The organism is Vibrio sp. 10N.222.52.B12 (assembly GCF_002875385.1).
GTDB classification, from domain to species: domain Bacteria; phylum Pseudomonadota; class Gammaproteobacteria; order Enterobacterales; family Vibrionaceae; genus Vibrio; species Vibrio jasicida.
On the sequence record NZ_MDAW01000043.1, the window covers coordinates 1 to 18,269 of the forward strand.

Annotated in this window: 16 protein-coding genes and 2 tRNA genes; 6 read left to right on the forward strand and 12 right to left on the reverse strand. The window is 45.2% G+C overall.

Annotated elements, in window-relative coordinates; translation table 11 throughout:
• The first annotated feature begins 172 nt into the window (after positions 1-172).
• Positions 173-652 (forward strand): hypothetical protein, encoded by a 480-nt coding sequence (locus BCT11_RS03060; RefSeq protein ID WP_039977023.1) that lies wholly within the window; start codon positions 173-175, stop codon positions 650-652.
• Positions 653-655: 3 nt separating this feature from the next.
• On the opposite strand, the gene phoU is transcribed toward BCT11_RS03060, so the two are convergent.
• Genes phoU through BCT11_RS03080 form a run of 4 tightly spaced genes read right to left on the reverse strand, consistent with a single transcriptional unit; the run spans position 656 to position 6,112 of the window.
• A complete protein-coding gene (gene phoU / locus BCT11_RS03065) occupies positions 656-1,354 on the reverse strand; it encodes a phosphate signaling complex protein PhoU (RefSeq protein ID WP_038869541.1) in 699 nt (232 codons plus the stop codon).
• A 31-nt stretch (positions 1,355-1,385) separates the two neighbouring features.
• Entirely contained in the window at positions 1,386-2,204 is an 819-nt protein-coding gene (pstB, locus tag BCT11_RS03070) for a phosphate ABC transporter ATP-binding protein PstB (RefSeq protein ID WP_005424834.1), read from the reverse strand.
• A 2-nt stretch (positions 2,205-2,206) separates the two neighbouring features.
• A complete protein-coding gene (gene pstA / locus BCT11_RS03075) occupies positions 2,207-3,880 on the reverse strand; it encodes a phosphate ABC transporter permease PstA (RefSeq protein ID WP_038878380.1) in 1,674 nt (557 codons plus the stop codon).
• Positions 3,881-3,907: 27 nt separating this feature from the next.
• Positions 3,908-6,112, reverse strand: a complete 2,205-nt coding sequence (locus BCT11_RS03080) for an ABC transporter permease subunit (RefSeq protein WP_102387057.1) — start codon at positions 6,110-6,112, stop codon at positions 3,908-3,910.
• A 208-nt stretch (positions 6,113-6,320) separates the two neighbouring features.
• Here BCT11_RS03080 and ppk1 point away from each other — a divergent pair, with 208 nt between their 5' ends.
• Both ppk1 and ppx read left to right on the forward strand, forming a co-directional pair.
• Positions 6,321-8,411 carry a polyphosphate kinase 1 gene (gene ppk1 / locus BCT11_RS03085; protein WP_045404980.1) on the forward strand — a complete coding sequence of 697 codons (2,091 nt, stop codon included), beginning with the start codon at positions 6,321-6,323 and terminating at the stop codon, positions 8,409-8,411.
• Complete coding sequence (gene ppx, locus BCT11_RS03090) at positions 8,395-9,900, forward strand: exopolyphosphatase (RefSeq protein ID WP_102387058.1); 1,506 nt, start codon at positions 8,395-8,397, stop codon at positions 9,898-9,900. Before ppk1 ends, ppx begins: the two co-directional genes overlap by 17 nt.
• A gap of 33 nt (positions 9,901-9,933) precedes the next feature.
• Here ppx and BCT11_RS03095 read toward each other — a convergent pair whose 3' ends face one another.
• The 3 genes from BCT11_RS03095 to phoB are packed head-to-tail and all read right to left on the reverse strand — an operon-like array spanning position 9,934 to position 12,927.
• Positions 9,934-10,899 carry a phosphate ABC transporter substrate-binding protein PstS family protein gene (locus BCT11_RS03095; RefSeq protein ID WP_038878370.1) on the reverse strand — a complete coding sequence of 322 codons (966 nt, stop codon included), beginning with the start codon at positions 10,897-10,899 and terminating at the stop codon, positions 9,934-9,936.
• Entirely contained in the window at positions 10,899-12,197 is a 1,299-nt protein-coding gene (gene phoR / locus BCT11_RS03100) for a phosphate regulon sensor histidine kinase PhoR (protein WP_038869530.1), read from the reverse strand. The genes BCT11_RS03095 and phoR overlap by 1 nt, the downstream gene beginning before the upstream one ends.
• Before the next feature lie 40 nt (positions 12,198-12,237).
• Positions 12,238-12,927, reverse strand: a complete 690-nt coding sequence (gene phoB / locus BCT11_RS03105; protein ID WP_038869529.1) for a phosphate regulon transcriptional regulator PhoB — start codon at positions 12,925-12,927, stop codon at positions 12,238-12,240.
• A 224-nt stretch (positions 12,928-13,151) separates the two neighbouring features.
• Here phoB and rdgC point away from each other — a divergent pair, with 224 nt between their 5' ends.
• The 3 genes from rdgC to BCT11_RS03120 all read left to right on the forward strand — a co-directional run bounded on the left by rdgC (position 13,152) and on the right by BCT11_RS03120 (position 15,890).
• Positions 13,152-14,066 carry a recombination-associated protein RdgC gene (gene rdgC / locus BCT11_RS03110; RefSeq protein ID WP_038878364.1) on the forward strand — a complete coding sequence of 305 codons (915 nt, stop codon included), beginning with the start codon at positions 13,152-13,154 and terminating at the stop codon, positions 14,064-14,066.
• Between the two features lie 166 nt (positions 14,067-14,232).
• A complete protein-coding gene (gene yegQ, locus BCT11_RS03115) occupies positions 14,233-15,633 on the forward strand; it encodes a tRNA 5-hydroxyuridine modification protein YegQ (RefSeq protein ID WP_038869526.1) in 1,401 nt (466 codons plus the stop codon).
• 2 nt (positions 15,634-15,635) lie between these two features.
• Entirely contained in the window at positions 15,636-15,890 is a 255-nt protein-coding gene (locus BCT11_RS03120; RefSeq protein WP_042606310.1) for a YfhL family 4Fe-4S dicluster ferredoxin, read from the forward strand.
• 41 nt (positions 15,891-15,931) lie between these two features.
• Here the strand turns inward: BCT11_RS03120 and BCT11_RS03125 are convergent, their stop codons facing one another.
• From BCT11_RS03125 to BCT11_RS03145, 5 genes are all read right to left on the reverse strand, one after another.
• Positions 15,932-16,240, reverse strand: a complete 309-nt coding sequence (locus BCT11_RS03125) for a hypothetical protein (protein WP_009705551.1) — start codon at positions 16,238-16,240, stop codon at positions 15,932-15,934.
• 335 nt (positions 16,241-16,575) lie between these two features.
• Positions 16,576-17,412, reverse strand: a complete 837-nt coding sequence (gene mepA, locus BCT11_RS03130) for a penicillin-insensitive murein endopeptidase (protein WP_102387059.1) — start codon at positions 17,410-17,412, stop codon at positions 16,576-16,578.
• A gap of 12 nt (positions 17,413-17,424) precedes the next feature.
• Positions 17,425-17,757 (reverse strand): DUF1904 domain-containing protein, encoded by a 333-nt coding sequence (locus BCT11_RS03135; RefSeq protein WP_038869523.1) that lies wholly within the window; start codon positions 17,755-17,757, stop codon positions 17,425-17,427.
• 200 nt (positions 17,758-17,957) lie between these two features.
• Positions 17,958-18,034: transfer RNA gene (locus BCT11_RS03140), tRNA-Trp, on the reverse strand.
• A 36-nt stretch (positions 18,035-18,070) separates the two neighbouring features.
• Positions 18,071-18,147: transfer RNA gene (locus BCT11_RS03145), tRNA-Asp, on the reverse strand.
• Positions 18,148-18,269 lie beyond the last annotated feature (122 nt).

Sequence of the window (18,269 nt, forward strand, 5' to 3'; positions counted from 1 at the left end):
TGGCTTAAACCGATCTCAGGTAAGTTAGTTTATCAGGCACCTTCCACTACGAATCATCGGGTAAGTACTCCTCCTCTGACGTTGCTGGCGGCGTTGGTGTCCAAATTAGCTTTAGATAAAAACTGCACTCAATAAGTCCATAGCCAAGGAAGGCTTTTATTTAGGTAACTCTATGAAACGCAAATTCTTTCTCGCTGCCCTTATTCTCGCTCCTATTAGCGTCCAAGCTTCAGGTATTTATGTTTCTCCAGAAGTTAAGATTGGCTCATTTCGAGGGGCTGGTATCCAACTGGGGGCAACCGATATTGCGGGCTTTGATGCACTGTATTTTGATTACTCTCAGATTACTTATAAGAGCGGTAATTATGATGAAACCATTGACGCCTACCGTATTGGCTTTCAACACTTATTTGGTCATCAACCACAGATGGGATTTCAAGCGAGCTTAGGATTAGCGCAGTACGATGGAACGTATCGCAATGAACGAAGAGATGCGAACGGATTGAGTATTGGTGGCGCTTACGTATACCAAGTTAACCCAATATTGTCGGTAAGAGCAGGGGCGGATTTAGACGTTTTCATGAACGATAAAACCCACACCTTTACTGATACGGCAATTAACTTCTCTCTGGGCTTTGGCCTGCGCCTTTAAGACTTACTTCAGTACGTCATCGATGCTTTGATCACCAAGGTGACGTACGTCTTTGCCTTTCACGAAATAAATGATGTATTCACAGATGTTTTGACAACGATCGCCCACACGCTCAATGGCACGTGCCGACCACATCACTTGCAGGATATGCGGAATATTTTTCGGGTCTTCCATCATGTATGTCATCAACTGACGAATCACCGCTTCGTATTCCGCATCCAACTTATCATCGAGCTTATGCACTTCTGCTGCGGCTTCTACGTCCATACGCGCAAATGCATCTAACACTTGGTGTAGCATCTGGATCGCTTGACGACATAGTGGCTCTAACGATACATGAAACTGACGTTCTTGCGATGATGGGCTTTCAATTGCGACATAAGCAATGCGCGTCGCAACATCACCAATACGCTCAAGATCGGTGATGGTCTTAATAATCGCCATGATCAAACGTAAGTCTTTTGCAGTTGGCTGACGCTTGGCAATGATACGGGTACAAGCATCATCAATAGACACTTCCATCGCGTTCACTTTATGATCATCACGCACAACTTTACGCGCCAGTTCGATATCTTCCTTATGCAAGGCTTGAATAGCATACGAGAGTTGCTGCTCTACCAAGCCGCCCATGGTAAGTACATGGGTACGAATCGATTCTAGCTCTACGTTAAATTGTCCTGAGATGTGACGTCCAAAGTGCATGGCTTTCCTTTAATCCTTAAGAGATCGTAACTTAACCGTAACGACCGGTGATGTAATCTTCGGTTTGTTTCTTCATTGGAGAAGTGAAGATCGAATCCGCATCCGAGTATTCAATCAACTTACCCATATGGATAAATGCAGTGTGATCACTGACACGCGCCGCTTGTTGCATGTTATGGGTAACGATAACCACAGTATATTGAGTCTTGAGCTCATTGATAAGCTCTTCAATAGTTAAAGTTGATATTGGGTCCAATGCCGATGTCGGTTCATCCAATAATAGAACTTCAGGTTCGATAGCGACGGCACGAGCAATCACCAAACGCTGTTGTTGGCCGCCAGAAAGTCCAAATGCGTTTTCATGCAGACGGTCTTTTACTTCGTCCCATAATGCCGCAGAGCGTAGTGAACGCTCGACCGCATCATCCAACATGCGACTGTTCTTCACACCTTGCAGACGAAGGCCATAAACCACGTTTTCGTAAATCGACTTAGGGAATGGGTTTGGGCGCTGGAATACCATGCCAACTCGGCGACGCAGCGTGGCGACATCCACACTTGGGTTGTAGACGTTCTTACCATGCAGACGTACTTTACCCGTCACTTTACAACCTTCAACTAAGTCGTTCATTCGGTTGATACAGCGCAGCAGTGTGGATTTACCACAACCTGACGGGCCGATGAACGCCGTTACGCGCCCTTTCGGAATACGCATGGAGATATCATGTAGCGCCTGAGCCTGACCATAGAAAAGATTAAGGTTCTCAATCGAGATAGCCGTTTGTTCATCCGTCAGGTTATGCACATCCAATGGTGGCTCGTAACCCAATGTATTATCAAAGTTAAACATGCTTAATCTTGTCCTAAAGTTCTGTATTTCTCTCGCAGATTATTACGAATGCTGATTGCTGTTAAGTTTAGTCCGACAATAACCGTCACGAGTAAGAAAGAAGTCGCGTAAACCAGCGGACGCGCGGCTTCGATATTCGAAGTCTGGAAGCCAACATCGTAAATGTGGAAGCCTAGGTGCATAAACTTTCTGTCCAAGTGCACATAAGGGAATTGCCCATCCACTGGCAAGCTAGAAGCTAACTTCACAACGCCCACCAGCATCAATGGTGCCACTTCCCCCGCAGCTCGGGCAATTGCGAGAATTAAACCTGTAATGATCGCAGGGGTTGCCATAGGCAATACGACACGCCACAACGTTTCGAACTGCGTTGCGCCCAACGCCAACGATCCATGACGAACAGAGCTAGGAATACGGGTTAAGCCTTCTTCCGTGGTGACAATCACCACCGGTAACGTCAAGACAGCCAGAGTCAGTGCTGACCACAATAAGCCAGGCGTGCCAAAGGTTGGAGCGGGTAATCGCTCGGCGTAAAACAGGTTATCGATAGAGGCGCCAATAGTGTAAACAAAAAAGCCTAAACCAAACACGCCGTAAACGATCGAAGGAACACCAGCAAGATTAATAACTGCAATACGAATCACGCGAGTAAGAGCATTGTTCTTGGCATACTCATGTAAGTAAATCGCCGCAACTACGCCCAATGGCATCACGATGATAGACATGATGATAACCAAGAAAACCGTACCGAAAATTGCCGGAAAAACACCACCTTCAGAGTTCGATTCGCGAGGGTCTTCGGATAAAAACTTCCAAACCTGTTTCCCCCAATGGGCAACCTTCTCAGGTAATGACATTTGGTTTGGATACCAGTAGTCCAAAATATCTTCTAACGGAATCGCAACCTGAGTTCCAGTCATGTCTTCGACAATAAGAGAGTAATCAGAGAAGCCTAAACGTAAACCATCAAGCTGAGTATCTAGCTTCGCGAGTTCCGCTTCAATTTCGGCTTTTCGTTGGCTATTGTTCACCAAAAACTCGTCCGTGATGGTGTCGTTGAGCTCGTGCTTGCGTTTATCTAAGCGAAGCTGCTCTAACTGCCACCCCAAGTCTTTTACTTGATCATCCACCAACATATCAATTTCATGATGTAAGGTTTCTGCATCATCGAGCTTCTGATCCAAAAGCGTTTGGATGTTGTTTTCGTAGCGTTTTTCCCCGTCTTGGAAGGCTACAAATTTACCGAAGAAGTAGCCACCACTGCTGCGTTCGATCACTGCCCATTCACTCGGCGTCGTCGGGTCATCCAACTGTATTTTCAGCACAGAAATAAAATCTGATGGATACAATTCACGGTTAGCAATTTTGATGTTTAAGCGCGTCGCGAATTCTTCATCATCCTCGAGTTTATTCGCCGCATCTTCTGGTAGGTAACTTCTTGGTACAAAACTGCGCTCGTAAACTTGACCAACAAGAGTCGAGTTTTCATGCAACACTTCGCCCTGCACAGGAGTCAGCGCAGCAACATTCCATTGATAAAGTGGCGCGGGCCAGAAGTATGTGAGTCCCTTCCAACCAATCAACAGCAATAAACCAAGGACAGAAAGCAAACTGATGCTTACCGCTCCCCCAGTTAACCATATCCAAGGTGCGCCAGAACGAATCCAATTTAACACGCTATTACTCGCTCTTTCATTAACTGATTACAACGCACGATATTTATCTCTCAGCCTTTGACGAACCCATTCCGCCAATGCATTCACCGCAAAGGTGAAGACAAACAAAATTAATGCTGATAGGAACAATAATCGGTAGTGAGAACTGCCCACTTCCGACTCTGGCAATTCAACCGCAATGGTTGCCGACAAGCTACGTAAGCCTTCTAGCACGTTCCAATCCATTAATGGTGTATTGCCCGTCGCCATTAACACAATCATGGTCTCCCCCACAGCGCGACCAAGCCCCATCATGATTGCCGAGAAAATCCCCGGACTGGCTGTCAGCAGGACGACATAAATCAAGGTTTGCCATGGCGTGGCTCCCAGAGCTAATGAGCCATCCGATAGGTGCTTCGGCACTGAGAAAATTGCATCTTCTGCAATGGTGAAAATCGTAGGGATAACCGCAAAGCCCATCGCTAAGCCAACCACCAGCGCGTTGCGTTGGTCAAAGCCAATACCATGATCAGTCAGGAACAAACGCATGTCACCACCAAAGAAGGCTTGCTCAAGCATTGGCGATACCCACACACCTAAACCAATCAACAGCAAAATCAAAGGCATTAACACCAAAGCATGCCATCCGTTTGGCAGGCGGTTACGTATTAGTTGTGGGATCAGCGCCCATAGTCCGCCCATCACCATGGTGCTCAGAGGCAAAACAAACAGCATCACCACAACGGTAATCAGGTGGTCTTCCACAATCGGAGCGAACCAAAGCCCGGCAAGGAAACCAATGATAACCGTCGGCAAAGCTTCCATTAACTCAATTGAAGGCTTTACCACACGACGCATTCGAGGCGACATAAAATAAGCCGTATAAATCGCTCCTAGTACCGCCAAAGGTACCGAGAATAACATCGCGAACATCGCCGCTTTAATGGTCCCAAACGCAATAGGAACCAAGCTGAATTTCGCTTCGAAATCATCACTGGCCGAGGTCGATTGCCATACAAACTCTGGCTCAGGGTAACCTTCATACCACACTTTTTGCCATAAAGATGACAACGATACTTCTGGGTATGGGTTATCAACGAACGCCACATTTAACTCGTCATTTTGCCAAGTAATCAGATAACGCTCGTTATTCGACATTCCCGCCATCACAGGTGCCTGCTTGTATGCACGCTTAAACAGCACCAGTTTCTCGCTGGTGGTGTAATGGCTCTGCAACGTTCCGTTAGTGTAGAAGCTGTAAAAGCCTTTACGGTGGGAATCCGGCAACAAGTACTTAAGCTCCGATGCCAACTTGAATTCACGAATATGCGTCAAGGTGCGTTGATCACCTTGTAGGGTATCAAACCATTGAGAAACGTGACCATCGTTATGAGTAACCAAGATGGAATAAGCGCCAGCTAATAAGTCAATGGTTCTCACCGAATGTTTAGTATCACCTTGAGTAAGATCGATGACCTCACGCACAGAGAACTTATCTTCTCCTTTCACTAACACAATCAGCTCGGAGCCATTACGCAGGTACAAATTCTTTCCGTCAGGTGTTAGTAACATTTGATCGGGCGAATCAAAACCTGATGAAAAAGTGTAATCAATGGTGCTCGGCGGTGCGTCTAATAGCTGTGGCTCTTGCCAGCGAGCTTTAAGCACTCCTGTCTGAGTCTGCCATACTAACGTTGGGGTTTGGGTCGAAGCACTAAAAACAAACTGTGTTACCGGATCGCTGGCATTCGTTAGCTGCATATCCATGCCAGAATGAAAAGGAATGACCTCCGGTGGACGGGTATTTTCTCTTAGTGTCGCGTTAAATTCTGGCTTAAAAAGGTAAGCGAAACCATTTTCATCAACTAATCCATACCAACCTAAACCAGGGGCAGATTGAGCAAACGCAACAGGGTTACGAGCCATTTGCTGTGTGTATAAAGCTGGCTTACTCGGGTGATCCAGCGATAAGAAACGAACCTCCCCCGACTGGGTTAACACCAGTCCAATTTGAGAATAGTCATCGACTGAAATTGCGAGAGGTTTCCCACTTTGGGTTGCTCTAGAGGCATAATTGGTTTCGACCTCTGCATCAGAAAACAGAGGGATGATCACCATTGCAAGGTAAACGAAGATCAAAACAAGGGCGGCTAACACGCCTACACCACCGGATGTCACTGCAAATCGAACTAAACGATCTTTGATCAATCGCTTCTTATCTTTTTCCTGCAATGAAAACTCGGCTTGTGCCATTGATCTCTCTACCCTTTTTGACTTAGTACTAGAATATGTCGTTAAGATGACAATTATATTACAGATCACATTAAACGACTGAAAAGAATACAACTCTTATGCATGCCGTAGTATGAAATAAATCTGTAATGAAAAACTCATAATGTTCACACTCCTCTTTTATCCCTCGATGAGTGCGGATTCACTCTTTTTTAGGCTAGGTAAGGTTATGAGCGCAGAAAAACTCTATATAGAAAAAGAACTTAGTTGGTTATCTTTCAACGAACGAGTACTACAAGAAGCTGCCGACAAAACCGTCCCTCTCATTGAACGAATTCGATTTCTCGGGATATTTTCCAATAACTTAGATGAATTCTATAAAGTACGCTTTGCGGATGTAAAACGTCGGATCTTGATCAGCCAAGAACGCGGTGGAAGCGACAACTCTAAGCACTTGTTAACAAAGATGCAAACCAAAGCATTGAAGCTAAACGAACAATTCGATGAATTATACAGTGAATTAATACGTGAAATGGCACGACGTCGGATTTTTTTAGTTAATGAGCACCAATTAGATGACACACAAAAACGTTGGGTAACCAAGTATTTTCGTAAAGAAGTCATGCCGCACATTACCCCTCTTCTTATTAAAGAAGATATTGATGTTCTGCAGTTTCTTAAAGACGAATACGCTTACATTACGGTCGATCTGCAAAAAGGCGATCAATCCCAATACGCTTTAATTGAGATCCCAACCGATCACTTACCTCGCTTTGTTATGTTGCCTGAAAAAAAAGGCAAGCGACGTAAAACGATCATTTTACTCGACAATATTATTCGCTATTGCCTTGATGAACTTTTTAAAGGCTTTTTCGAATACGATGCTCTTAACGGCTATGCGATGAAAATGACCCGTGATGCTGAGTACGACTTGCGTTACGAGGTTGAGTTTAGCCTGCTTGAACAAATGTCTGAAGGGGTGAATCAACGTCTTACCGCCTTACCTGTACGCTTTGTATATGAGCGAGATATGCCGCAAAAGATGCTCGATTTTTTATGCAAAAAACTACAGATTTCTAATTACGACAACCTCATCCCTGGTGGGCGCTATCATAATTTCAAAGACTTTATTGGTTTTCCTAACGTTGGCCGAGATTATTTAGAAAACAAACCGATGCCGCCAATGAAGTGTGCAGACTTTGAGGGCTATGCAAACAGTTTTGAAGCCATCAAAGCCAACGATATACTGCTGCACTACCCTTATCATACCTTTGATCATATTTCGGAATTGGTTCGACAAGCCTCGTTCGATCCTAAAGTCCTAAGCATCAAGATCAACATCTACCGTGTCGCCAAAGACTCGCGTTTGATGAACTCGTTGATCGATGCTGTACATAATGGCAAGGGAGTCACCGTTGTTGTGGAGCTGCAAGCTCGCTTCGATGAAGAAGCGAATATCGAGTGGTCCAAAATACTAACGGAGGCTGGTGTACATGTCGTCTTCGGCGCCCCTGGTCTTAAGATTCACTCCAAGTTACTGCTAATAAGCCGTCGTGAAGACGGAGAGATTGTTCGCTACGCTCACATTGGTACTGGGAACTTTCACGAGAAAACAGCACAAGTGTACACGGACCTTACCTTGCTGACCGCCGATCAAGAACTCACCGATGAGGTACGAAATGTATTTGGCTATATCGAAAATCCATACCGTCCGGTGAAGTTCAATCATTTGATTGTCTCTCCACGAAACTCACGAACACAATTATATCGCTTAATTGACAACGAAATTGCCAATGCCAAAGCAGGAAAAAAAGCAGCACTGACCATCAAGGTCAATAACCTCGTCGATAAAGGCATCGTCAATAAACTCTACGGCGCGAGTAATGCTGGAGTAAAAATCAAGATGATCATTCGTGGTATGTGCTCATTGGTCCCAGGCATTGAAGGGGTGAGCGAGAACATTCAGATCATCAGTATCGTCGATCGCTTCCTAGAGCATCCTCGCGTGGTAATTACTCACAATGACGGCGAACCACAGGTGTACATCTCCTCAGCGGACTGGATGACTCGAAATATCGATCATCGAATTGAAGTTGCAGCCCCCGTCCGTGATCCACGTTTGAAACAGAGGATTATTGATATAACTAACATTCACTTTACCGATACAGTAAAAGCTCGCCTGATAGATAAAGAGATGAGTAACAGCTACGTACCGCGAGGTAATCGTAAAAAAGTTCGCTCACAAGTTGCCATCTACGACTATCTTAAAAATATAGAGAAGCAAATAAGAAAACAAAAAGCCGATGCCTCAAATACTTGAACAAGATGTACGCCATATCGCTGCAATTGACCTCGGGTCAAACAGTTTCCATATGGTGGTAGCGAAAGTTGTCGGTAGTGATCTTCAACTTGTCAGTCGCCATAAACAACGCGTACGGTTAGCTGCCGGACTCGATTCAGAGCTCAATCTTAGCCATGCAGCAATGGAACGAGGTCTTGAGTGCCTCGCGATGTTCGCCGAACGCTTGCAAGGCTTTGAAGCTTCAAACGTAAGAATTGCAGCCACCCACACTTTAAGGCGTGCTAACAACGCCCATCTCTTTATCCAACGAGCCAAAGAGGTGCTGCCTTTTCCAATTGAAATTATTCCGGGCGAAGAAGAAGCTCGCCTCATCTATCTCGGCGTCGCACATACTCAAGCGGAATCTAACTCCAAACTGGTCGTCGACATCGGTGGCGGCAGTACTGAGATGATCATTGGTCAAGAGTTTGACCCAGAGCTTCTGAACAGCAAGCAAATGGGTTGTGTAAGCTTTACCGAGCAGTTCTTCAATAATGGCAAACTGTCACGTAAGAACTTCAGCAAAGCGATTATCGCCGCAGAGCAACGCATGGAATCCGTTGCTGCCAAATACCGCAAGAAAGGCTGGGATATTGCCCTCGGCTCTTCCGGAACTAATAAAGCGATTCGCGAAGTATTGATTGGATTGGGTCATGAGGATGGACTGATCACCAACAAGCGTTTGGGTAAGCTCATCGACACATTGTGCGAGTTTGATTCCATTGATGATATCGAGCTTGTTGGTCTGACCGATGAACGCAAGCCAGTCTTTGCCGCTGGTGTAGCCATTTTGTCTGCCATCTTCCAATCACTAAAAATCAACCAGATGTTCTTCTCGGATGGCGCATTACGTGAAGGTCTGCTTTACGAGATGGAAGAACGCTTCGCCCGTTCTGATATTCGTATGCGCACCACAGAAAATCTAGCAAAACAACATCGCGTTGATATCGAACACGCAGCGCGCATAAAAGGTCATGCAAGAGAGATGCTGTGCAATGTTCGTTCTGAACTTGGTATCAAGAAGAAGAGTGAGCTGTTTGATTTACTAGAATGGGCTGCTTTGCTGCATGAAGTCGGCTTGAGCATCAGTCTGCGCGGTTTCCATCGTCACTCATTCTACATTCTGCTGCACTCCAACTTACCCGGCTTTAACCGCGAACAGCAATTGGTATTGGCGACTTTAGCTCGCTTCCAACGTAAATCCCTCAAGCTTAATGAGTTCCCAGAGTTCAATCTCTACAAAGAGAGTGACATCATCAACTTAATTAAAATTCTACGCCTAGCCATTGTGGTCAACGGTCAACGCAATGATGACCCACTACCAGAGCTGACACTATCGATACAAGAAGATAAGTGGGTACTTACCTGCGTAGAAGAAGATTGGTTGGAGAGTAACAAACTGCTCGGTGCTGATTTGCAGGAAGAACAGCAACGTTGGGAAAGCGCAAGATGGACATTGAGCTTCTAGCTGTAAACTCATGAGACAAAGAAAAAGGTCAGCTTACAAACCGACCTTTTTCAATTCCTCTGCAGCAAAATCAGCAGTAATCGGGACATAACCGTCTTTCGCAACCAGCGCTTGCCCTTGGGCAGAGAACATAAAGCGAATGAACTCAGCTTCAATTGGGCTTAGCGGGTAATCAGGATGTTTATTCACGTATACATAGAGGTAACGTGATAGTGGGTACTTACCTGAGATGATATTTTCACGCACAGGGCTAACGTAATCTGTGCCTGTTTTCGCAATTGGGACTAAACGAACACCCGCCACGCGATAGCCTACGCCTGAATAACCTACACCACTAATCGTAGATGCAACAGACTGCACCACTGATGCAGATCCCGGTTGCTCGTTCACACGAGTTTTAAAATCACCGCCACACAAGGCATTACTTTTAAAATAACCGTACGTACCCGATACTGAGTTACGCCCAAACAGCTGCAAGTTACGTTTTGCCCACTCGGCTTTGATGCCTAACTCACGCCAGTTGGTGATGAACTCACTTTCACCGCAGCGCAATGTCGCCGAGAACATTGCATCCAACTGATGAAAGTTAAGCCCTTTGATTGGGTTGTCTTGATGAACGAAGATGCCAATCGCATCAATTGCAACACGAAGTGCCGTTGGCTTGTAACCATGTACACGCTCAAATGCTTCGATTTCACGCATACGCATTGAACGACTCATTGGACCGAATTGCGCCGTTTGTTCCGTTAACGCCGGTGGCGCAGTCGATGAACCAGACGCCTGAACCTGAGCATTAATGTTCGGGTAGATAGATTTAAACTCTTCTACCCAAAGTGTGGTCATGCCTGCTAACGTATCTGAGCCGACAGACAATAAGTTACCCGCAATACCCGTCGTCTTTTGATAATTCGGCAACGGTTGATCTTGTGCAAATGCCACGCTGGAGAGCACCAACATGGCTAGAGTGATTTTCTTAATAGCTTTGGATACGACACTCATTACTTCACCACCAAACGACTTGGTAGGATGAAAGAGAACTTACTGCCGACACCAACTTCACTGTAGATTTCGAGGTGAGAGTCATGGTGGCTCAATGCGTGCTTCACGATGGCCAAACCGAGACCACTGCCCCCCGTATCACGAGAGCGTGCTTTATCCACGCGATAGAAACGTTCGGTCAATCGATGTAAGTGTTGTGGCTCAATACCATCACCGCTGTCTTCAACCTCTAGACAAGCACCTTGTGCGGTTTGATACCAACGGACATTAACGTGAGCACCTGGAGGGGTGTACTTCACCGCGTTGTAAACTAAGTTGGAGATAGCACTGCGTAACTGGTCATCATCACCAAGGACACGTAAGCTAGAATCAACATCGAAAGTCAACTGGTGCTTATCATCACCACTCAAACTGATCGCTTCTTTCTCAAGCACTTCTAACATACTTGGTACGTTCACAACGTCTTCTAGCTCATGCATTGGCGCCGCTTCGATCTTAGACAGCGTTAATAACTGGTTCACCAAACTGTTCATTCGATTTAGCTGCTCGGTCATTACACCATGTGCTTTACTCCACATTGGACCAACGATCATGTCTGGATCTTCCGTCATCTCTAAATAGCCTTGCAGTACCGTCATAGGGGTACGCAGTTCATGAGATACGTTAGCGAAAAAGTTACGGCGCATACCTTCAAGCTGTTTAAGCTGGCTCACATCACGCACCACCATCAAATGTTCGCCTTCGGTGTAAGGCACGATACGCAATTCCAACATACGTTCGACGTTGAGCGGCGAGCGCATTTCTAGCGGCTCAGAGAAATCTTGCTTGTTGATGTACTTGATAAAATCAGGAGTACGGATGAGATTAGAAATAGGCTGTCCAGAATCTTCTGGCCAGTGGAATCCTAAAAGGTGCTGAGCAAGCTTGTTACACCACACAATATTGCCTTCAGCACGAAAAACCACTACCGCATCCGGTAGCGATTCAGCACCATTACGGAAACGGCGAATTAAATTGGTGAGCTCTTTACGTTTTCGACGCTGACGTTGTTGTAAGCGGTATAAACCGTTAAACAAAGATTCCCAGTTACCACTACCTGATGGTGGGGTCAGACGCTTTTCATCCCATAACCAAGCCGATAAGCGAACCTGATTATGCAGATGCCAGACAAGCTGCAAAGCCGTGGCCGCCAGAAGCAACCACGGCATATAACCGAATATCCATCCTATGATCACCCAAGGGGTGTAAAAAAAAGCCAGCTCCCAGGCCAGCTTTTTCCAAGTTAATCTTTCAACCACTCATTACTCCAGAAATGGTATTGATAAGCTGCTAGCGATGTTATGCCTTCGTCGAGAAACGGTAACCTGCACCACGAACGGTTTGGATTAGTTTGTCGTGACCTGCCGCTTCAAGTGCTTTACGCAAGCGACGAATGTGTACGTCAACGGTACGGTCTTCAACATACACGTTGGTGCCCCAAACGTTGTTTAGCAGTTGTTCACGACTGTAAACGCGCTCTTGGTGCGTCATAAAGAAGTGCAGCATTTTGAACTCTGTTGGTCCCATATCAACCGCTTCATTATTTGCGGTCACGCGGTGAGAAACAGGGTCCAACTTCAGACCTTGTACATCAATCACATCTTCAAGCGCTGTTGGCGTTACTCGGCGAATAACCGCTTTAAGGCGAGCTACTAACTCTTTTGGTGAAAAAGGCTTAGTGATGTAATCGTCTGCACCAACTTCAAGGCCACGAACCTTGTCTTCTTCCTCACCGCGAGCTGTTAGCATTACGACAGGAATATTGCGCGTTAACTCTTCACGCTTCATGTGTTTGATGAAGTTGATGCCACTACCACCAGGTAACATCCAATCTAGTAGCACTAAATCTGGGAAGGGTTCAGCCAGTTTAGTTACCGCAGTATCATAATCTTCTGCTTCTACTGCTTGATAACCTTTCTGTTCAAGCACGAAGCACAACATTTCGCGAATTGGAGCTTCGTCTTCAACAACCAGAATCCTTCTAGACATAATTGAGTAACCTTATGTTAGTTAAGCTAATGAATTTAAGAGACCAAGCGCCCCTCTATGCATAAGCATTATTACCATCAATTATGACACTTTTGTGACCTTTGAAAACAAATTTTCATATAAGTTTCTTTTGAGATTCATCATGATCTTTTTCAATTCTATTAGGACATCAGTCGGAAAATTCCCTATGATTAGCCCCTTGTCATCAAGCCTAGAGAAGATTTATGTGGTTTAAAAACTGTCTGGTATACCGTGTTAACCGTGAGGTTAGCTTCAACGCCGATCAACTAGAAACTCAACTTTCAGAGTTCCGATTTACCCCTTGTGGCAGCCAAGATAAACAAAAATTTGGTTGGGTTAGTGCAATGGGCAGACACGGCGACATGATGACGCACGTTTCTGAAAACCGCATTCTTGTTTGCGCTAAGAAAGAAGAGAAAATGCTTCCTGCATCAGTGATCAAAGATTCATTGAATGCCAAAGTTGAAGCAATGGAAGCGCAAGAAGGTCGCCCACTCAAGAAGAAAGAGAAGGACAACCTCAAAGATGACATCGTGATGGATCTACTACCACGTGCATTTAGCCGTAGTAGCCATACTCACGTGCTTATCATGCCAAAAGAAGGCTTCATCCTTGTTGATGCAAGCAGCTATAAAAAAGCAGAAGATGTATTGGCACTATTACGTAAAACAATGGGTAGCCTACCTGTTGTGCCTGCAATCCCTGAAGTCGCGATTGAAACGACCTTGACTGAATGGGTGAAAACTGGCGACACGCCACAAGGCATTTCTATGATGGACGAAGCTGAGCTTAAGTCTGTGCTAGAAGAAGGCGGTGTGATTCGTTGTAAGAAGCAAGAACTGACAACTGATGAAATCCGCAACCACATCGCAGCAGACAAAGTGGTGACTAAGCTAGCACTAAACTGGCAAGATCGTATCGAATTCATCATGGCAGAAGATTCTGGCATCAAACGTCTAAAGTTCTCTGATGAACTAAAAGACCAAAACGATGACATCCCACGCGAAGATCAGGCTGCTCGCTTCGACGCAGACTTCTCTCTAATGTGTGGCGAATTCAGCGCTTTCCTACCAAATCTATACGAAGCATTGGGCGGTCTGCCAAACCCTAACGCTTAATTTCGTACAAAGATTAATCATAACGCCCTCACTTTTTTTGAGGGCGTTTGTTTATCCAAAACATAATTCTCCTAGTCACAGGTCACATTTTGACGTAAAATTTGCGCCCCATTTCCATGAGGTGGAATTGGCCTGACTTGTGATCAGATACTAAGAGAATTGAGCAATGACAACAGAGAAAGCATTCGTACCAGAGCTACTGTCTCCAGCTGGTAGCCTTAAAAACATGCGTTACGCATTCGCCTACGGCGCAGATGCAGTATACGCTGGCCAACCTCGCTACAGCCTTCGCGTACGTAACAACGAGTTCAACCACGAAAACCTACAAATCGGTATCAACGAAGCGCATGCCCTAGGCAAAAAGCTTTACGTGGTATGTAACATCCAACCGCACAACTCTAAGCTTAAAACTTTCATCCGTGACCTTAAGCCAGTGGTAGAAATGGGCCCAGACGCACTTATCATGTCTGATCCAGGTCTTATCATGATGGTTCGCGAAGCGTTCCCAGAAATGCCAATTCACCTGTCTGTACAGGCGAACGCAGTAAACTGGGCAACTGTGAAGTTCTGGGCTGCTAACGGTGTTGAGCGTGTGATTGTTTCTCGTGAGCTTTCTCTAGAAGAAATCGAAGAAATTCGCGAGCACTGTCCTGAAACTGAACTAGAAGTTTTCGTTCACGGTGCTCTATGCATGGCCTACTCTGGTCGCTGCCTACTGTCTGGTTACATCAACAAACGTGACCCTAACCAAGGTACTTGCACTAACGCATGCCGTTGGGAATACAAAGTAGAAGAAGGCAAAGAAAACGACACTGGCGACATCGTAGAGAAGTTTGACCCAACGGAAGCGCAAGCAATCGAAGTCGCTGACGAGCGTCCTGAGACAACCATCGGTCGCGGCAAACCAACCGATGAAGTCGTTCTGCTTTCTGAAGCGCATCGCCCTGAAGAAAAAATGGCAGCGTTCGAAGACGAGCATGGTACTTACATCATGAACTCGAAAGATCTTCGCGCAATCCAACACGTTGAGCGCCTAACTAAAATGGGTGTTCATTCATTGAAGATCGAAGGCCGTACTAAGTCGTTCTACTACTGTGCTCGTACTGCACAGGTTTACCGTAAAGCAATCGATGATGCGGTCGCTGGCAAGCCATTCGATGAAAGCCTAATGGGCACATTGGAGAGCCTAGCTCACCGTGGTTACACAGAAGGCTTCCTACGTCGTCACACTCACGACAGCTACCAAAACTATGACTACGGCTACTCTGTATCAGATGCTCAGCAATTCGTTGGTGAGTTCACAGGTAAGCGCCGTGGTGACATGGTAGAAGTAGAAGTTAAGAATAAGTTCATCGTTGGTGACAGCCTAGAGCTAATGACGCCAAAAGGTAACGTAATCTTTACGCTAGAAGCGATGGAAAACCGTAAGTCAGAATCAATTGAAGACGCAAAAGGTAACGGCCACTTTGTATTTATCCCTGTACCAGAGGATATGGATCTGGAATACGGCCTGTTGATGCGTAACTTAAATGCAGGTCAGGATACCCGTAACCCAACTGGTAAGTAATCATGGCACTACTTATTACCGATAAGTGCATCAACTGCGACATGTGTGACCCAGAATGCCCTAACGGTGCAATTACTATGGGTGACAGTATTTTCGAGATTGACCCTGCTCTATGTACAGAGTGTAAAGGTCACTACGAAAAGCCAACATGCCAGTCAGTGTGTCCTATTACGAAATGCATTATCACCGACCCGAATCATGTCGAAACTGACGAGCAATTGCTAGAGAAGTTTGTAATTATTCAAGGGTTAGCGTAATCGAAAGAGGTTCAACTTTGCCGACAAAGTTGAACCTTTTTTTAACCCGATTTTTCGATAGGATAGATATTACAAAACAGCTCTTTCTCGAAGTGATACTCTAACCTCTCACGCCAATTTTCAGCTTGCGAGACAGGGATCAGATAAAAGTTCTCCCTACTTGTATCAGTAACGAAAGCCATTCCATATTGCATCAGCTCGTAATGCACGTCATTAACAAAACCTGGGTCAAGGCGTTGGCGCCCAGTCAGGTGATTAACATCCTCTCGAGTCAAAAAGACTCCTTTAGTATCACTGCTAAATCTGTGTCTTAACCACTCTGCAAACTCTTTTGCACAAATCATAGTCATGGTTTTATCCTTGATTAACTCTCGATGGGAAAAGCCTCCTTACCCACCTCAATACACTTGTCTGCGTTGTCGTTTGTCTTTCACCAACCAACAGACATATTGCTAAGAAATCAGAGAATCGCGACGAAAAGATCTTTCTTAATATGAGTTACCACAACATTTAAAAATAATGCAACTCTTTGTTTATATAAGATTTCTATAATATGCCACAAAAACCTAAAGGTCAGTTTTTGTACTGGTATTATTCACTGTAGACAAAAGTATGATCTTTCTCCAGTTTCATAATAGAGATCCAGAGAAAGCATATTTGGTATTTCGTTGGTAGGACTCACCACTTATTTCTGCGTAATGAGCGGCTGGCATTGTGTTGGCAGTATCTTTTTCTTCTTCGGTTTAGGCGTTACCTTAGTTTTTTTGGTCACAGGTGGAGGCGTTGCTTTCGGCTTCCAACTTGCTAACTCTGCTCCACAGCCATCTCCTGCAGGTGGTGGCGCTTGGTTAACACAATTAGAGCTCGACTCAGGGCAAGTTAATCTCACGTGGAAGTGGTAATGATGCCCCCACCAAGGCCGAACCTTACGTAACCAATTTCGGTCTTTCTCACCTTCTTGCTTACATAACTGCTCTTTAATCACTGGATGAACAAAGATACGAGCAACACCTTGACTCTTCGCGGCACTTCGAATCAGTTCAAAGTGCCTATCTTCCCAACGGTGTTCTAGAATCTTGTATTTTTTAAGATCTACGACACTCATGGGTTTCGGAAGTTGAAGCTCATTATAAGAAAGCGGTTCATCGGCCAATCGCAGCCAAATATCAATATCTAGGCCAGTTTGATGACTAGAGTGGCCAGAAGAAAAACGTCCACCACGAGCTAGGGATAAGTCCCCAATAAGTAACGTTGTGTTGAGATCTTTACTGTTTTTTTTCGCTAACTCTTCAACAAAGCTTATTGTATGAGGATGCCCATAGTAACGCTTCGTTTTACTGCGTAAAACCTGATAACCAATACCATCAAGCGGGAGAGGAGAAGCACCATCTAAACAGCCATTCGCATAACTGCCGATAGAAGAGGATGTGTTATTTGTGGGACCAGAGACCTGCTCCCACGGAGTAGCAGAAAGAGAAGCTGAGAATAGAAAACTTAAACAAAAAGAAAGACTCAGCTTCATCACGCTCATTCCTTAATAGTGGTCACCATTATCATAGTAGCCTTTAGGAGAGAGTGCAGAGAAAATTACCGCAACATCGATATCTTCACCGGCAATACCACGAACTTGCTCAGTAATCGCTTTAGCCACTTTATTCTGAGTCTCTTGCCCACGGTCAAACCACAGAACTTCAACAAAAGGATATGCACTGCTTACTTCACCTTCACTGAAGAAAGTACTGTAGATGTATTCAAACGTGAAGTCTTCACGAGGACATTCCATTAATGGCTGTAATTCGTCAGTAAGAGGCTTTGATAAAGCTTGAACGGTTTGAGGCTCTACTGCGCGAAATCGAAGATGTGGCATAGACTTGCTTCCTAATTATTAGAATTCAGCGCCGATGATAACAGGAAGTCACCTTCTAATCACGTTGAGCACTAGCTATGCACTACAAAATAGCACACATACCGCGAGACATAAGTATGACTGACAATTTGAGGGAGAAGCAGAAGCAGAAAAGTGATAAAACGAAAAAGGCTCTAGCATTTCTGCTAGAGCCTTAAATATGGCAGGGGTGGAGAGATTCGAACTCCCAACACGCGGATTTGGAATCCGCTGCTCTGCCAATTGGAGCTACACCCCTGTAGTTCGTGTTTAGTGAGACGACTCTCGGAATAAGTGGCGGAGCGGACGGGACTCGAACCCGCGACCCCCGGCGTGACAGGCCGGTATTCTAACCAACTGAACTACCGCTCCGCACTGGTTAGACATTTAAGTCTAAGTTTTTGTTTTCACCTTCTTAAAAAGGCAAAAACTAAATTTAAAGCCTGGCGATGTTCTACTCTCACATGGGGAAACCCCACACTACCATCGACGCT

Excerpts from the sequence above, each read along its gene's own strand:
- BCT11_RS03060 (WP_039977023.1), top strand. The coding sequence starts at position 173 with ATGAAACGCAAATTCTTTCTCGCTGCCCTTATTCTCGCTCCTATTAGC.
- phoU (WP_038869541.1), bottom strand. The coding sequence starts at position 1,354 with ATGCACTTTGGACGTCACATCTCAGGACAATTTAACGTAGAGCTAGAA.
- pstB (WP_005424834.1), bottom strand. The coding sequence starts at position 2,204 with ATGTTTAACTTTGATAATACATTGGGTTACGAGCCACCATTGGATGTG.
- BCT11_RS03080 (WP_102387057.1), bottom strand. The coding sequence starts at position 6,112 with ATGGCACAAGCCGAGTTTTCATTGCAGGAAAAAGATAAGAAGCGATTG.
- ppk1 (WP_045404980.1), top strand. The coding sequence starts at position 6,321 with ATGAGCGCAGAAAAACTCTATATAGAAAAAGAACTTAGTTGGTTATCT.
- ppx (WP_102387058.1), top strand. The coding sequence starts at position 8,395 with ATGCCTCAAATACTTGAACAAGATGTACGCCATATCGCTGCAATTGAC.
- BCT11_RS03095 (WP_038878370.1), bottom strand. The coding sequence starts at position 10,899 with ATGAGTGTCGTATCCAAAGCTATTAAGAAAATCACTCTAGCCATGTTG.
- phoB (WP_038869529.1), bottom strand. The coding sequence starts at position 12,927 with ATGTCTAGAAGGATTCTGGTTGTTGAAGACGAAGCTCCAATTCGCGAA.
- rdgC (WP_038878364.1), top strand. The coding sequence starts at position 13,152 with ATGTGGTTTAAAAACTGTCTGGTATACCGTGTTAACCGTGAGGTTAGC.
- yegQ (WP_038869526.1), top strand. The coding sequence starts at position 14,233 with ATGACAACAGAGAAAGCATTCGTACCAGAGCTACTGTCTCCAGCTGGT.
- BCT11_RS03120 (WP_042606310.1), top strand. The coding sequence starts at position 15,636 with ATGGCACTACTTATTACCGATAAGTGCATCAACTGCGACATGTGTGAC.
- BCT11_RS03125 (WP_009705551.1), bottom strand. The coding sequence starts at position 16,240 with ATGACTATGATTTGTGCAAAAGAGTTTGCAGAGTGGTTAAGACACAGA.
- mepA (WP_102387059.1), bottom strand. The coding sequence starts at position 17,412 with ATGAAGCTGAGTCTTTCTTTTTGTTTAAGTTTTCTATTCTCAGCTTCT.
- BCT11_RS03135 (WP_038869523.1), bottom strand. The coding sequence starts at position 17,757 with ATGCCACATCTTCGATTTCGCGCAGTAGAGCCTCAAACCGTTCAAGCT.